The 15,420-nt window shown below is 64.1% G+C and carries 15 protein-coding genes and 1 tRNA gene; 12 read left to right on the top strand and 4 right to left on the bottom strand.

Features of this window, described 5'->3' with window-relative positions; genetic code table 11:
• Positions 1–100 precede the first annotated feature (100 nt).
• Positions 101–183: transfer RNA gene (locus DAD99_RS19285), tRNA-Leu, on the bottom strand.
• 172 nt (positions 184–355) lie between these two features.
• Between DAD99_RS19285 and DAD99_RS19280 the strand changes: the two genes are divergently transcribed.
• Both DAD99_RS19280 and DAD99_RS19275 read left to right on the top strand, forming a co-directional pair.
• A complete protein-coding gene (locus DAD99_RS19280) occupies positions 356–1,660 on the top strand; it encodes a M20/M25/M40 family metallo-hydrolase (protein WP_193342825.1) in 1,305 nt (434 codons plus the stop codon).
• A gap of 12 nt (positions 1,661–1,672) precedes the next feature.
• Positions 1,673–2,833: an acyl-CoA dehydrogenase family protein gene (locus tag DAD99_RS19275; protein WP_193342824.1), complete on the top strand. Its 1,161-nt coding sequence runs from the start codon at positions 1,673–1,675 to the stop codon at positions 2,831–2,833.
• Positions 2,834–2,873: 40 nt separating this feature from the next.
• Here the strand turns inward: DAD99_RS19275 and DAD99_RS19270 are convergent, their stop codons facing one another.
• Positions 2,874–3,107 (bottom strand): DUF5703 family protein, encoded by a 234-nt coding sequence (locus DAD99_RS19270; RefSeq protein WP_056339951.1) that lies wholly within the window; start codon positions 3,105–3,107, stop codon positions 2,874–2,876.
• Positions 3,108–3,146: 39 nt separating this feature from the next.
• Here DAD99_RS19270 and DAD99_RS19265 point away from each other — a divergent pair, with 39 nt between their 5' ends.
• Complete coding sequence (locus tag DAD99_RS19265) at positions 3,147–3,413, top strand: hypothetical protein (protein WP_185260544.1); 267 nt, start codon at positions 3,147–3,149, stop codon at positions 3,411–3,413.
• A gap of 73 nt (positions 3,414–3,486) precedes the next feature.
• On the opposite strand, the gene DAD99_RS19260 is transcribed toward DAD99_RS19265, so the two are convergent.
• On the bottom strand, positions 3,487–4,422 hold the full coding sequence (locus DAD99_RS19260; protein WP_193342823.1) for an aldo/keto reductase: 936 nt from the start codon (positions 4,420–4,422) through the stop codon (positions 3,487–3,489).
• A 50-nt stretch (positions 4,423–4,472) separates the two neighbouring features.
• Between DAD99_RS19260 and DAD99_RS19255 the strand changes: the two genes are divergently transcribed.
• Together DAD99_RS19255 and mshC are read left to right on the top strand one after the other, a co-directional pair.
• Positions 4,473–5,306: an undecaprenyl-diphosphate phosphatase gene (locus tag DAD99_RS19255; protein WP_185260546.1), complete on the top strand. Its 834-nt coding sequence runs from the start codon at positions 4,473–4,475 to the stop codon at positions 5,304–5,306.
• A 15-nt stretch (positions 5,307–5,321) separates the two neighbouring features.
• Positions 5,322–6,599, top strand: a complete 1,278-nt coding sequence (gene mshC / locus DAD99_RS19250) for a cysteine--1-D-myo-inosityl 2-amino-2-deoxy-alpha-D-glucopyranoside ligase (RefSeq protein WP_193342822.1) — start codon at positions 5,322–5,324, stop codon at positions 6,597–6,599.
• Here mshC and DAD99_RS19245 read toward each other — a convergent pair.
• Positions 6,596–7,501: a PAC2 family protein gene (locus DAD99_RS19245; RefSeq protein ID WP_193342821.1), complete on the bottom strand. Its 906-nt coding sequence runs from the start codon at positions 7,499–7,501 to the stop codon at positions 6,596–6,598. The genes mshC and DAD99_RS19245 overlap by 4 nt on opposite strands.
• A gap of 198 nt (positions 7,502–7,699) precedes the next feature.
• On the opposite strand from DAD99_RS19245, the gene DAD99_RS19240 reads away from it, so the two are divergent.
• The 7 genes from DAD99_RS19240 (at position 7,700) to prcB (ending at position 15,420) form a co-directional block, all read left to right on the top strand.
• Complete coding sequence (locus DAD99_RS19240; protein ID WP_375372278.1) at positions 7,700–8,386, top strand: HAD family hydrolase; 687 nt, start codon at positions 7,700–7,702, stop codon at positions 8,384–8,386.
• On the top strand, positions 8,383–9,549 hold the full coding sequence (locus DAD99_RS19235) for a site-2 protease family protein (RefSeq protein WP_193342819.1): 1,167 nt from the start codon (positions 8,383–8,385) through the stop codon (positions 9,547–9,549). The genes DAD99_RS19240 and DAD99_RS19235 overlap by 4 nt, the downstream gene beginning before the upstream one ends.
• 114 nt (positions 9,550–9,663) lie before the next feature.
• The gene (locus DAD99_RS19230; protein ID WP_227008268.1) at positions 9,664–10,725 is read left to right on the top strand and encodes a tRNA (adenine-N1)-methyltransferase; all 1,062 of its coding nucleotides are present in this window, start codon (positions 9,664–9,666) and stop codon (positions 10,723–10,725) included.
• A gap of 83 nt (positions 10,726–10,808) precedes the next feature.
• Positions 10,809–12,560, top strand: coding sequence for a proteasome ATPase (gene arc, locus DAD99_RS19225; RefSeq protein WP_193342818.1), 1,752 nt, complete (start codon positions 10,809–10,811; stop codon positions 12,558–12,560).
• A gap of 50 nt (positions 12,561–12,610) precedes the next feature.
• On the top strand, positions 12,611–14,230 hold the full coding sequence (dop, locus tag DAD99_RS19220) for a depupylase/deamidase Dop (RefSeq protein WP_193342861.1): 1,620 nt from the start codon (positions 12,611–12,613) through the stop codon (positions 14,228–14,230).
• An 85-nt stretch (positions 14,231–14,315) separates the two neighbouring features.
• Positions 14,316–14,519, top strand: a complete 204-nt coding sequence (locus DAD99_RS19215; protein ID WP_056339984.1) for a ubiquitin-like protein Pup — start codon at positions 14,316–14,318, stop codon at positions 14,517–14,519.
• Between the two features lie 82 nt (positions 14,520–14,601).
• Positions 14,602–15,420, top strand: coding sequence for a proteasome subunit beta (gene prcB, locus DAD99_RS19210; protein WP_193342817.1), 819 nt, complete (start codon positions 14,602–14,604; stop codon positions 15,418–15,420).

Raw genomic sequence — 15,420 nt, 5'->3', positions numbered from 1 at the left:
GCGCCAGCCGGCCGGGGTTGGCTGCACGGCTCCAACCCAGACCCTGGACCGAAACAGAAAAAAACCCCTGGAATCCTTGGATCCCAGGGGTTTTCCCTTGTGCGCGGAGGGGGACTTGAACCCCCACCCCCTTTCGAGGACTAGCACCTCAAGCTAGCGCGTCTGCCATTCCGCCACCCGCGCAGGTGGTAATTCGGACAACGTTCACGCCTTTCAGCGTTTCGCTTTTCTCCGAAGCAGCGAGAAAAACTCTAACACGAACTTTCCGGAAACATGGAATCGGGGCTGATGGGTAGGCTGAAGGCACACGAGAACGCAGGTTGTTTGCAGCCTTCCCACTGCCCTAGGAGTTTCTATGTCTGACATCCGTGCCGAGGATGAAGTTGTCCGGATCTGCCAAGAACTCATCCGGATTGATACCTCGAACTACGGTGATGGTTCGGGGCCGGGGGAGCGCGTAGCAGCAGAGTACACAGCCGGGCTGATCGAGGAAGTGGGCCTCGCTGCCGAGATCTTCGAGTCGGCGCCCGGCAGGGCAAGTGTTGTCACCCGGATGGCCGGTGCAGATCCGTCCGCCAGCGCGTTGGTGGTGCATGGGCACCTTGATGTGGTTCCCGCCCTGCGTGAACAGTGGTCGGTGGATCCCTTTGGTGCCGAACTCAAGGACGGACTCATCTGGGGCCGCGGAGCCGTGGACATGAAGGACATGGACGCCATGATCCTTGCCGTGATGCGGGACTTGGCCAGATCCGGGCGCAAGCCCAAGCGGGACATTATCTTTGCTTTCTTCGCCGACGAGGAAGCCGGCGGTGAGTATGGCGCCCGCTACGCTGTCGACAGGCGGCCCGAGCTCTTCGAAGGCGCCACCGAAGCCATCTCGGAAGTAGGCGGGTTCTCCGCAACTATCGGCGGGCAGCGCACTTATCTTCTACAGACGGCCGAGAAGGGCATCTCCTGGCTCCGACTGGTGGCGCACGGCCGGGCAGGCCACGGCTCCCAGATCAATACGGACAACGCCGTCACGCGTCTGGCTGCCGCGGTAACCCGGATCGGTGAGTACAAGTGGCCCATTGAGCTGACGCCCACCACACGGCAGTTCCTCGACGGCGTGACGGAACTCACGGGCGTGGAATTCGATCCGGACAATCCGGACCGCCTGCTGGACCAGCTCGGAACGGTGGCGCGCTTTGTGGGTGCAACCCTGCAGAACACCACCAACCCCACGCTGCTCAAGGGCGGCTACAAGCACAACGTCATCCCGGAATCGGCTGAGGCCCTGGTGGACTGCCGGACGCTCCCGGGCCAGCAGGACCACGTCCTGGAGATCGTGCGGGAGCTTGCCGGTTCCGGTGTTGACGTGAGCTACGTACACAGCGACGTCTCACTCGAGGTGCCATTCGCCGGAAACCTGGTGGATTCCATGATTGATGCCCTCCACACCGAGGATCCTGGGGCAAAAGTACTTCCCTACACGCTCTCAGGCGGCACGGACAACAAATCATTGAGCCGGCTTGGTATCACCGGCTATGGATTCGCTCCGCTTCAGCTGCCCGACGATCTCGATTTCACCGGGATGTTCCACGGTGTAGACGAGCGGGTCCCGGTGGATTCGCTGAAGTTCGGCGCCCGGGTGCTCAACACGCTCCTCACGAACTACTGAGCCGGACAGCAGATGACGCCCGAGGAAGTTCTCCCGGAGCCGCTCCTGGAGGCTGTCCGGGGCCGTGCCGCGGGCTATGACCGGGACAACACCTTCTTCGTTGAGGACCTCGCCGAGCTAACCGCCGCCGGATACCTCAAGCTCTTTGTACCTGCGTCCGACGGCGGCCTGGGGCTTGGGCTAGAGGCGGCAGCGCAGTGCCAGCGGCGGCTGGCTACGGCTGCCCCGGCCACCGCTTTGGCCATCAACATGCATCTGGTTTGGACCGGCGTCGCCCACGTCCTTGCCGCCAGGGGCGACCATTCCCTTGACTTCGTCCTGCAGGAGACTGCCCGCGGCGAGATCTATGCCTTCGGCAATTCCGAAGCCGGCAATGACTCAGTCCTCTTTGATTCAAAGACGGCAGCCTCGCCCTTGCCGGGCGGCGGGTACAGCTTCACGGGTACCAAAATCTTCACCAGCCTCTCGCCTGCCTGGACGCGGCTGGGAATCTTCGGCAAGGACACACTGGCCAGGGCAGGCGAAGGCGAACTGGTGCACGGATTCATCGAGCGCGGCGCTGCCGGCTACACCATCCTGGACGACTGGAACACGCTGGGCATGCGCGCCAGCCAGTCAAACACCACCGTCCTGGACGGGGTCGAGGTCCCGCGGGAGCGGATCTTCCGAAAACTCCCCGTGGGACCCAACGCCGATCCGCTGATTTTCGCCATCTTCGCCTGCTTCGAGTCATTGCTGGCCGCCGTTTACACCGGAATCGGCGAACGTGCGCTGAACGTTGGTGTTGAGGCTGTCAAGCGCCGGACGTCGTTGAAGAATGCCGGCCGAAGCTATGCGCAGGATCCGGACATCCGCTGGAAGGTCGCGGCGGGCGCCATGGCCATGGATATCCTCTACCCTCAGCTGCTGACCCTCACCCGCGATGTGGATGCCCTCGTTGAGCACGGGCCGCAGTGGTTTCCCAAACTTGTGGGGCTGAAGGTCAACGCAACGGAAACGTCGCGCCGCGTTGTGGACCTGGCCATCAGGGTGAGCGGCGGGTCCAGCTACTTTCGCGGGTCAGAACTTGAACGCCTGTACCGGGACGTGCTGGCGGGGATGTTCCACCCGTCAGACGACGAGTCGGCGCATCACACGGTGGCGAATGCCTGGCTGGGGCCGTTGGAGGCCTGAACGGGCCGGTAGGCCCCGGGCCCGCTGGCCAGTTAATTTCCTACACGGTCCGCTGAACCTGCATCACCCGGCGGCGGAGCCAGAAGCGCCTGCCACCGCCCAAATACAGCTTGCTGCGTTCCAGCTCCCACTTGCCGTACTCGGAATGCTCCACGAGCCGGCGCCTGGCGTCAGGCAGTGAATCGTCAGGGCTGACCGTCAGCACAAGGTACTCGTACTGCCTCAGAATGTCCCGTTCCCGCTGGACCGAGCTGGTGAGAAAATGTTCTTTCATTGCTCTCCATTTTCGTCCTTTTCCGGCTAACGTGATGTCATGAGCATCGATCCGCGTGTCGCGCTTCAGTCCTTGACAACCGCCTTGGAAGAACACCTTATAGCAGCATCCAACCGGCGTGGCGATGGCGATCCCGCGGTGGAGGCGGCTTTTTTTGCGGTCGCGGATGCGTTCGAAGTCTACGAAGACGCACTCTACGAGGCTTACAACGAAGTTACACCTCTTCAGGTCTTCGATGACGAAGAAGATGAGGACGATGTAGCCGGCATCGACGATGACGAGGACCTGGAAATTCTCGAGGACTGAGGACTCCACGCCGCCGCGGGAAGCGTCCTTACGCTGCCGGCATTGGTCGGAGTCTCAGCCCGGGGCTGGATACTCAGCCTGGCAGGGAAACGTCCTCAAGGGCGCGGGCGATTTCGGGCGGCAGCCGGGTCAGTTGCGCGGCCACGATTTCTTTTGCCTGCAGGGGAGTCCGGGGCCCGATGATGGCCGTGGCCACACCATGCTGGGACAACAGCCAGCTCAGCGAAACATCCAGCGGCGTCCGGCCGAGGCCCTTGGCCGCCATGGCCACGGCTTCCACCACGCTGGACGGCTGCGCCTCAAGATACGGCTCCACGTAGGGTGCTGAGTCTGTCCTGGCCGCCCGGGAATCGCCGGGGATGGCGCCACGGTACTTGCCAGTCAGGACGCCGCGTCCCAGCGGCGCCCAGGCCATCAGCCCCAGGCCGGCATCTTCGACGGCGGGAATCAGTTCCGCTTCCGGCTTTCGCTGCAGGAGTGAATATTCAGCCTGCGCGGCTACGAGCGGAAACCCGGCCACCGCCGCTGCCTTGGCGCTTTGCCAGCCGTTGAAGTTGGAGATTCCCGCGTAGCGGGCACGTCCGCTCCGGAGCGCGAATTCAAGCGCGGACAGGGTCTCCTCCAGCGGGACGTTGCCGTCCCATGCCTGGGCAAACCAAATATCCACGTAGTCAGTCCCAAGCCTCGCCAAGCTGGCGTCCAGGCCGGAGAGCATCGCGTTGCGCGACGCGTCCACCGTGCGACGGCCGTCCGACGTCGACATCCCCGCTTTAGTGGAAATGCAGACTTCGGTGCGGGAGACAACGTCGCCGAGAAGGGATCCGATCATCGCCTCTGCGCGGCCATCGGCGTATGACGCCGCTGTATCTATGAGTTTTCCGCCACCATCGATAAATGTCCGCAATATCTCCGCGGCGTCCTGTTCGTCAGTATCGCCGGACCAGGACATGGTGCCGAGCGAAAGGGCGGAGACTCGCAATCCACTGTTGCCGACGTAACGCTGCTGCATAGCTGCAAGCTTACGGGGAATCAACGGGGCCGATGACGTAGGGTCTTAGCGTGAACTGGTTTGAGGCGGCCCTGCTGGGCCTTGTGCAGGGACTGACCGAATTTCTACCGATTTCATCGAGCGCGCACCTGCGGATTGTGGGGCAGTTCCTGCCCAACGCATCTGATCCCGGGGCCGCGTTTACCGCCATCACCCAACTGGGTACTGAAACGGCGGTGGTTATCTATTTCTGGCGTGACATCGTGCGGATCGTCAGGGCGTGGGCGGGATCTCTGACCGGAAAGGTCTCACGCCAGGACCCGGACGCCCGCATGGGCTGGCTGGTGATTTTGGGCAGCCTCCCCATCATCGTGCTGGGTCTGCTGTTCCAGGATCAGATTGAGTCGGTACTGAGGAGCCTGTGGCTGGTTGCCACCATGCTGATCGTCTTTGGGCTCTTCCTGGCCGTGGCCGACGCCATCGGAAAGCAGGACCGCGACCTCACCCAGCTCACCTACAAGCACGGCATTTTGTACGGCTTCGCCCAGGCGCTGGCGCTTATTCCGGGCGTGTCGCGATCCGGCGGCACCATCACCGCGGGTCTCCTGATGGGCTACACACGCGAAGCCGCCGCGCGGTATTCGTTCCTCCTGGCGATCCCGGCGGTGTTCGGCAGCGGCCTGTACCAACTGTACAAAGTGGTCTCCAAGGATGGCATCACCGGCCCGTACGGCCTGCCGGAGACGGCGCTGGCCACCGTCATCGCCCTGGTGGTGGGATACGTGATCATCGGATGGTTCCTCAAGTTCATTTCCACCCGCAGCTACCGGCTCTTCGTCTGGTACCGGATCTTCCTGGGACTGGCCCTGTATCTTTTGCTCGGTTTCAATGTCATCAGTGCCTAGCCGTAGGCTTAGGCTGTGAAATCCTGGACCTCCCGCCCTGTCCCTGCGTTGCCCGGCGCCATGCCTGCCATCCGGCTGTTCGACACGGCAAAGGGGAGTGAAGTCACACTCCGGGCCGGGGGAGATCAATCCATGTACGTCTGCGGGATCACTCCCTATGACGCAACCCACATGGGCCATGCGGCCAGCTACGTGGCCTTTGACCTGCTGAACAGGGCATGGCGTGACGCCGGCCAGCAGGTTTCCTATGTCCAGAACGTCACCGACGTCGACGACCCCTTGCTGGAACGCGCGACTGCCACCGGAGTGGACTGGCGGGACCTGGCTGCGAGCCAGATTGAACTCTTCCGGACCGACATGGAAGCCCTGAATGTCCTCTCGCCCGACCACTACGTGGGTGCCGTTGAGTCAGTTGACATCATTGTTCCGGCCATCGAACGGCTGGTCCGCCTTGGGCTGGCCTACCGTGTGCCCGGAACCGCAGGGGAGCCCGACGGCGACGTGTACTACGACGTAGAAGCTGCCGGCAAACAGACGGTCGCACTCGACACCTGGACTCTGGGCTCGATCTCCCACCTCGACGAAGCCGAAATGCTTGAACTGTTCGCCGAACGCGGCGGCGACCCAGGCAGGGCCGGCAAGCGGCAGGCGCTGGACCCCCTGCTCTGGCGCGTTGCCCGCGACGGCGAGCCCAGCTGGCCCGGCGGCGAGCTGGGCCAGGGCAGGCCTGGCTGGCACATCGAGTGCACGGTCATCGCCCAGCGCTACCTGCCGGCTCCCTTCACTGTCCAGGGCGGCGGCTCGGACCTCATCTTCCCCCATCACGAGATGGGTGCCGGTCACGCATATTCCCTCGCCGAAGTGCCGCTGGCCCAACACTATGCCCACGCGGGCATGGTGGGCCTGGACGGCGAAAAGATGAGCAAGTCCAAGGGCAACCTGGTCCTGGTATCCAAACTTCGGGCCGCAGGAGAAGATCCGGCCGCCATCCGGTTGGCCATCCTGGCCCACCATTACCGTTCAGACTGGTCCTGGACCGCGGACGGCTTTAAGGCTGCGAAGGACCGGCTCGCCGCATGGCGCCGCGCACTTGCCACCGCGCCGGAAGCATCGGCGTCCGGCCTGATTGCTGACATGCGGTCCGCCCTTGCCGCCGACCTGAACGCACCGGCCGCCCTGGAAGCTGTCGACCGCTGGGCCGCCGCGGCGGACTCCGCCTCGGCAGCGGGCAGCCAGCATGATCAGGCGCTGGTCAGTGACGCGCTGGACGCCCTGCTCGGCGTCGTGCTTTAGGGCTTGTCCCGGCCACGCCGCTTGAGGTAACGCTCAAACTCGCGCGCGATGGATTCCCCGCTTGCCTCGGGAAGATCGGCAGTATCTTTTGCCTCTTCCAGCTGCCGGACGTAGGCGGCGATCTCCGGGTCCTCAGTAGCCAGCTCATCGACGCCACGTTCCCACGCAGCGGCCTCCTCGGCCAGTTCGTGGGTGTCCAGCGGGACCTGGATCAATTCCTCGACCCGGTGCAGGAGAGCCAGCTGCGCCTTGGGTGACGGCGCCTGTGCCACGTAATGCGGGACGGCTGCCCAGAGGGAAACGGTGGGAAGGCCGGCCAGCAGCGACACTTCGGACAGCACCCCGACGATGCCGACGGGACCCTCGTACTGGGAGGCTTCAAGGTTGAGGCGCTCCCGCAACACGGCATCGTCCGAGGATGTGCTGACAGGAATCGGCCTGCTGTGCGGAACGTCTGCCAGAAGGGCGCCCACCAAGACCACGTAGTCCACCTTCAGCGCCTCTGCGTGGACCAGCAGCTCGGCCGTGTACGCCCGCCACTTGTAGGACGGCTCGATGCCCTGCACGAAAATGACGTCCACATTCGAATCCGGCGCACTGGCCTTATAGATCCGCGTGGATGGCCACTTGATCTTGCGTTCCCCCGAAGCGTTCCGGCGGACCGTGGGACGGGTGAACTGAAAATCGTAGTATTCGTCGGCGTCAATGGACGCGATCTTCTTGCCGCCCCAGACCCGGTTCAGGTAGCGCAACGAGTCACTCGCGGCTTCCCCTGCATCGTTCCAGCCTTCAAATGCGGCCAGCATCACAGTAATGCGCTCCCCGTCCGCCACTGGCAGCAGGAACTGCTCCGGTTCAGGTGCGGCACCCGGTTCCGTGGTGTCTCCGTCGAGGCTATTCATCCCATCACCCTACGTCCAAGAACCGGCGGGATGCATCGAATGAAGGGCCAGAAAGTGCGCCAGGGCGCGCGTACGCCTGACGGAAATGCCAATATTCGCCGAGGGCGTATCCACCGGCTGGCGTTCAGGTGCGCCCCTTAGACTGGGATCATGCGACCCGTACCCCCCGTTTCCCCGCTCCGAGCCGTTCTTTGGGATATGGACGGCACCATAGTGGACACGGAGCGCTACTGGATTGCCGCCGAGCACGCCCTTGTGGAAGCCCACGGCGGCACCTGGTCGCATGAGCAGGCCATGCAGCTCGTGGGACAGTCACTGACGTTTTCGGCGGGAATCCTGCAGGCGGCCGGCGTCCGGCTGGAGCGCCGGGAGATTATCGACACGCTGACCGCAGAGGTCATCAGGAGCGTCCAGCGCGCGGTTCCCTGGCGTCCCGGGGCCAGGGAACTGCTGGATGACCTGCACCGCGCCGGTGTGCGGTGTGCGCTGGTGACCATGTCGGAGGAGCCGTTGGCCCGCGAAATTGTGGAAAGCCTGCCCAAGCCCTACTTCGAATTCCTGGTCACTGGGGACACGGTAACCCAGGGCAAACCGCACCCGGAAGCGTACCTGAAGGCAGTGGAGCTACTTCAGGAAGCGGACCCGGATCTGACCGTGGATCACTGCGTCGCACTGGAGGATTCGGCGCCGGGCGTGGCTGCTGCTGTGGCCTCCGGCGTCGCCACTGTGGCCATTCCGCACATCGTCCCGATCCCCGAGGATCCCAGGCACACCGTTTGGGGATCCTTGGCCGGCCGCACCGTTTCCGAGCTGGAGACCATCGCCGCGGACAGCCTGGCCGCAGCGGCCGGGTCCGCCGTTCCTGTGATGGGGAGCCCGTCATGAGTTCCACGCCCGCCCCCGCCCGCCGCGAAGGAATACCGCTCGGCAGGATCGCCGGAATCCCGGTCATTCTTGCCTACTCGTGGTTTGTGATCGCCGCCTTTACCGTCATTGTCTACGGGCCCCTGCTGCTGGAGCAGAATCCGGTGCTGGGCATCTCCGCCTACTACATGGCGTTCGCTTACGCCCTGCTGCTCCTGATCTCCGTCCTGGTCCACGAACTGGCGCACGCCCTCACGGCCAAGATCTACGGCTGGCCCACACAGAAGATCGTGTTGAATCTCTGGGGCGGCCACACCCAGTTTGAGAACTTCACGGCGACACCTGCGCGCTCGGTCATCGTGGCTCTGGCAGGGCCGGCAGCCAATCTGGTCCTCGCCGGCGGTGCCTGGGTGGTCCTCTCCACCACCAGCATGGGCACGGTGGCAGAGATCCTCACGAACATCTTTATGTGGGCCAACTTTGTCATCGGCATCTTCAATGTCCTGCCCGGACTCCCGCTGGACGGCGGCAGGATCGTGGAATCGGCGGTGTGGAAAGCAACCGGGAGCCAGGCTAAAGGCACCGTCGCCGCCGGCTGGGCCGGCCGCGTCATCGTGGTGGCGCTGGGTTTCTGGTTCGTGGCCCGGCCTCTGTTGGCCGGTGAGTCACCCGATTTCAGCCTCCTGATGATCACCGTCCTCGTCGGCGGCTTCCTGTGGATGGGTGCCAGCGCGTCCATCCAGCAGGGCACGCTGCGCGGAAGGATGCACCTGGTCAGCGCCGCTGCCCTGGCCGCGCCCGCCGTCGGGATTGCAACTACCGCAACCGTCGAGGACATCCGTAGGCTCTCACAGGACAGGTTTCGGGCCGTTGTGGTCTGCGGCCCGGATGGACGCCCGCAGGGTGTTGTGGACACCGGCGCCCTCGCCGCTGTTCCTGACGACGCGGCTGGCTCCACGCCTGCCACCGCAGTGTCCTATGCCCTCGCCGCGGGCGCCTACGTGCCTGAATCATCGCAGGGGCAGGAACTTATCCAATACCTTTCCCAGCTCGACGGACACGAATACGCAGTGGTGGACCATCATGGGACGGTCACCGGCCTTCTGGCGCAGAACGTGGTGGTGGCAGCCATCACCGGCAAGGCTGACCGGTCGAATAGGCATCCGCAGGGTCAAAGCCGGTAGAGTTACGTGCCGGCCGTGCATTGCCGCCGAGTGGCCGCCCGGAGGCCTGCGCCGCACCCGGGCGGAACTGTATCGATGCGCGGCCCCACAGTTTTACAGGAGCGAGGAAAATCCATGAGCAGCGAATCTGTCGCCGAAGCCGCAGCACCAACCACCACCGGTGTTGCCGCCAATGGCGTCCAGCCGGTGGGAGCTGCCCGCCGCCGCGGACCTTTCCGTGAAGGGGAACGGGTCCAGCTGACTGACGAGCGCGGCCGCATGAACACCATCACCCTTGAAAGCGGCGGCGCCTTCCACACGCACCGGGGCTTCCTGAACCACGACGAGATCATCGGAAAAGCTGATGGCTCAGTTGTCGTGAACAACGTGGGCCAGCAGTACCAGACCCTGCGCCCGCTCCTCTCGGATTTTGTCCTGTCCATGCCGCGTGGCGCCGCGGTGGTTTACCCGAAGGACGCCGGCCAGATCGTCACCATGGCCGATGTATTCCCGGGCGCCAGGGTTGTTGAAGCCGGCGTTGGCTCGGGCGCGCTGTCCATTTCGCTGCTCCGTGCCGTTGGCGACAACGGCTACCTGCACTCGTTCGAACGCCGCGAGGAATTTGCGGACATTGCCCGCGGGAACGTGGAAACGATCTTCGGCGGCCCGCATCCGGCCTGGAAGATTTCCCTCGGTGACTTCCAGGAGGAAGTAGTCCGCACTGAGGCGCCCGGCTCCGTGGACCGGGTAGTGCTGGACATGCTGGCACCCTGGGAATGCCTCGACGCCGTTGCCACTGTCCTCGCACCCGGCGGCGTCTGGATCAACTACGTGGCCACGGTCACCCAGCTGTCCCGGACCGCCGAGGCCATCAGGGCTGACGGCCGCTTCACCGAACCCGACGCCTGGGAGTCCATGGTTCGCGGCTGGCACCTTGAGGGCCTGGCCGTCCGTCCGGACCACCGCATGGTGGCTCACACCGGCTTCCTGCTGGTCACACGCAGGCTTGCCGACGGCGTCACCGGCATCTCCGTCAAGCGCCGCCCCTCGAAGACCGGGTTCAACGAAGAAGACGTCAACGCCTGGACACCCGGTGCCGTCGGCGAACGCCTGGTCTCCGACAAGAAGCTACGCCGCGCCGCGAGGGATGCCATTGCCGGCACCAACGTCAAGGACGAACCGGAGATCACGAACTAGTCCACATTTCGGGAGTCTCCAGCAGTACCCGCCAACTTGGGGCTAAGGTCTAAAGAAGACGAGCAGGAAGGGGCTGATGCACCATGGAGACGCCGAATCAGGACTCCGGACGTACACCGGCGGAGCAGTCGGCCGCCAACGAACTGTCGGCTGCGGAACGGCAGGCCAATGTCCTCCGCGACAAACTCAGGCACATTGATCGGCAGCTGGCGGCCGCCACGCAGAACAACGCCAAGCTGGTCAGCATGCTCGAAGCGGCCAAAGCCGAGATTCTGCGGCTGAAAAATGCCCTGGACCAGGAGGGCCAGCCCCCGTACAGCTTCGGTACAGTGCTCCATCTCAATCCCAGACGGCTGCCGTCACCGGGCAGCAGCGGCCAGGCTGCCACCGAGGAATCGGTGGATATTTTCAACGCCGGCCGGAAAATGCGGGTGGGCATCAGCCCCCTGGTCAACATCAACCAGCTGGCGGTGGGCCAGGAAGTCCTGCTCAACGAGGCACTGCTTATTGTTGCCGGCCTCGGCTACGAACGCGCCGGTGAACTCGCCACACTGAAGGAAATGCTCGGAACGGACCGCGCGCTGGTGGTGGGGCGGGCCGACGAGGAACGCGTCATCAGGCTCTCCGGAGCCCTGCTCACCGAAAAGCTCAGAGTGGGGGACGCACTGTCCATCGACTCCCGTACTGGCTACGCACTCGAAAAAGTCCCCCGCTCCGAAGTGGAAAACCTGGTCCTCGAAGAAGTCCCCGATATCACCTACGAAGACATCGGTGGCCTTGGTCCGCAGATCGAGCAGATCCGGGATGCCGTGGAACTGCCGTTCCTGCACCCTGACCTTTACCGGGAGCATGGGTTGAAAGCCCCGAAGGGCATTCTGTTGTACGGCCCGCCAGGGTGCGGCAAGACCCTGATCGCGAAGGCTGTAGCAAACTCGCTTGCCGCCCGTGCGGCGGAGCGGTCCGGCAATGTGGACCTGAAGAGCTATTTCCTCAACATCAAGGGTCCGGAGCTTCTGGACAAGTACGTGGGCGAGACGGAGCGTCACATCCGGCTGATCTTCGCGCGGGCCCGTGAAAAGGCCTCTGACGGCAGCCCAGTTGTGGTTTTCTTTGATGAAATGGATTCGCTGTTCCGTACGCGCGGAACCGGGATCTCCTCTGACGTCGAGACCACCATCGTCCCGCAGCTGTTGAGTGAGATCGACGGCGTGGAGCGGCTGGACAACGTCATAGTGATCGGTGCATCCAACCGCGAGGACATGATCGACCCCGCCATCCTCCGTCCCGGCCGGCTGGACGTGAAAGTGAAGATCCAGCGCCCCGATGCAGAGGCCGCGGCGGACATCTTCAACAAGTACATCACCACGGACCTGCCGTTCCACGAGTCCGACCTCGCCGAACACAGTGGCGACGTGCAGGCAACGGTGGACGCCATGGTCCAGCGCACGGTTGAAGCCATGTACTCCACGGAGAAATCCAACGAGTACCTGGAAGTCACCTACGCCAACGGCGATACCGAAATGCTCTACTTCAAGGACTTCAATTCAGGTGCCGTCGTCCAGAACGTCGTGGACCGGGCCAAGAAGTACGCTATCAAGGATCTTCTGACCTTGCACCAGAAGGGTCTTCGGATCGAGCACCTGCTGCGTGCCGTGGTGGACGAGTTCCGCGAACACGAGGACATGCCCAACACCACGAACCCGGACGACTGGGCGAGGATCTCAGGCAAGAAGGGCGAGCGGATCACCTACATCCGCACCATCGTGCAGGGTAAGGCCGGCCAGGAACCCGGCAAGTCCATCGAAACGATGCCAAACACGGGACAGTACCTGTGACGGCTTCCGCGGAACGCACCGGCGGGGGAGGGCTCCCGGCCGGCGGGGCCATGCGCGTCATGGGGGCTGAAACGGAATACGGCATCCACGCCCCGTCGGCGCCGGGAGCGAACGCCACTATGATGTCCGCCCGTGTTGTCCAGGCTTATGCGCAGGTGACGCGGCAAAGGGCGGCCGGAGGGGCAGAGACCCGATGGGATTACACGGACGAGGAGCCCCTCCACGACGCCCGCGGTTGGACCTTGGAACGGGCCTCGGCCCACCCCAGCCAGCTGACCGACCAGCCCCCGGTCCTCGATGCGGAAGCGGTGGCGCTTGCCTACGGCCGTGAGGAATTGGAACTGGACGGCGACGACGAGTCCGGCAGTCTCCTAATGAACATGGTCCTTGGCAACGGAGCCCGCCTCTACGTGGATCATGCCCATCCGGAGTATTCCAGTGCCGAGGTGACCAACCCGCGCGATGCGGTGATCTGGGATGCGGCCGGGGACCTCGTAGCGCTGGCTACCGTCCGTCGCCTGGCCGCGGATCCGGAGCTGCCCCCGGTCAACCTGTACAAAAACAACACGGACAACAAGTCCGTCTCCTACGGCTCCCACGAGAACTACCTCATGCCGCGCTCGGTGCCCTTCGGGGACATCGTGCGGGGGCTGACACCGTTCTTCGTCACACGACAGATCATGTGCGGCGCGGGGCGGGTGGGCCTGGGGCAGGACAGTTCCACGCCCGGTTACCAGATCAGCCAGCGGGCGGATTTCTTCGAGGCCGAAGTCGGCCTGGAAACCACCATCCGGCGTCCCATCATCAATACCCGGGATGAACCGCACGCCACCGCCGACAAATACCGGCGCCTGCATGTGATCATCGGCGACGCCAACCTTAGCCAATCCTCGAACTACCTCAAGTTCGGCACCACGGCCATGGTCCTGAGCCTGATCGAGGCCGGCTTGGCGCCCAAGGTGGAGGTCCACGAACCCGTCGCCGCCCTGCAGGCTATCAGCCACGATACGTCGCTGACAGCCAAACTCAGGCTGCTGGACGGGCGCCGCGTGACGGCCCTGGACATGCAGTGGATGTACCACGAGGCGGCGGCGAAACTGGCTCAGGACACCGGAGTTTCCGATGCCGTGGACGGGGACGGCCATACGCATGACGTGCTGGAACGCTGGGCTTCCACACTGACCCAGCTCGGTTCCGACAGGAACGCGGCGGCCACATCCGTGGAATGGCTGGCCAAACTGTCCCTCCTGGACGGCTACCGGAACCGCGACAACCTTGCCTGGGGCGACGCGAGGCTTGGCCTTGTGGACCTCCAGTGGGCAGACATCAGGCCGGAGAAGGGACTGTACTACCGGTTCCTGGCCAGGAACCGCATGCAGCGGGTCGTCGACGACGGTGCCATTGCCGCAGCGATGACCGAACCGCCGTCGGACACGCGTGCTTTCTTCCGCGGACGGTGCATCAGTAGCTTCGGCAAGGACGTGGTGGGGGCCAGCTGGGACTCGGTCATCTTCGATGTGCCGGGCTACGGCCGGCTCCAGCGCGTGCCAACCCGGGAACCCCTGCGCGGTACGAGGGCCCTCACGGGTGGGCTGTTTGCGCGCCACCGGACGGCAGGTCCGTTCCTCGCCGAACTTTTAGGGCAAAACACCGCTCCGCCTGCGGCGTAAACCGCGCCGTCGGGCGGACAGCGTGGCAATATGGGCGTATCAGCAGATCCACCCGGATCCGAGGATTTTTGGAGGAGAGATCACCATGGCAGGCCAGGAGCAGCAGAAGCCACAATCACACGACAGCCAGGTCGAGGACGAGATCCCCGAAGCACCTCCGGCGGCCCCGGAAGCCCAGGCATCGGCTGCCACGCAGGGCGTCGACGACCTCCTTGATGAGATCGACGGCGTGCTGGAGTCCAACGCCGAGGAATTCGTACGCGCCTTCGTCCAAAAGGGCGGCCAGTAACCCGGAACCGGATGTGTGGCGGAAGCCGCGTCCGGCCCGAATCTGTACCGACGTTGAGGGACTACGTACAAGGAGTGCATCAGTGCAGGAAACAACCGCCAACCAGGTAGCCGGCAACGCGACATCCTCATTCACCGAGCATCTGCAGCGCGACCGGCCGAACCTGCTTCCGTACAACCGGGCCATGCCTGTTGCAGCGGGGGCAGCTCCTTTGCAGGTGCCCCATGCCACCACGATCGTGGCGATGAGTTATGGCGGTGGCGTCCTGATGGCCGGTGACCGGCGGGCCACCATGGGCAACGTCATAGCCAGCCGGCACATCGAAAAAGTTTTCCCCGCCGACAGGTATTCGGTACTGGGGATCGCCGGTACAGCCGGCATCGCCATTGACCTCACGAGGCTCTTCCAGGTGGAGCTGGAGCACTACGAAAAGATCGAGGGGACACTGCTAAGCCTCGACGGCAAAGCCAACCGGCTCGGTGCCATGATCCGAGGGAACCTGCCGATGGCCCTGCAGGGACTCGCCGTGGTGCCGCTGTTCGCCGGCTTCGACACAACTGCCGGCGTGGGCCGGCTCTTCTCCTACGACGTAACCGGCGGCCGGTACGAGGAACGCGAGCATCACACTGTCGGCTCCGGCTCCGTGTTTGCGCGCGGTGCGCTGAAGAAACTCTGGCGGCCCAACCTGGCCGAAGCCGAGGCAGTCTTCGTGGCGGTCGAATCCCTTTACGACGCGGCCGACGACGACTCCGCCACTGGCGGTCCGGATCCGGTCCGCCAATTGTGGCCGGTGGTGTACACCGTGAACAGGGATGGCGCACGGCGTATCCCCGAATCCGAGCTCGCCGCAGTGGCGGGCAGGATTATCGAAGCCCGGTCCGCCGAGCGGCGGGAGGCCTGA

It is taken from the genome of Pseudarthrobacter sp. AB1, from assembly GCF_014926485.1.
Classification (GTDB): domain Bacteria; phylum Actinomycetota; class Actinomycetes; order Actinomycetales; family Micrococcaceae; genus Arthrobacter.
Note: the sequence above shows the minus strand (reverse complement) of the source record. Positions and strands in the feature narration are given on the sequence as shown.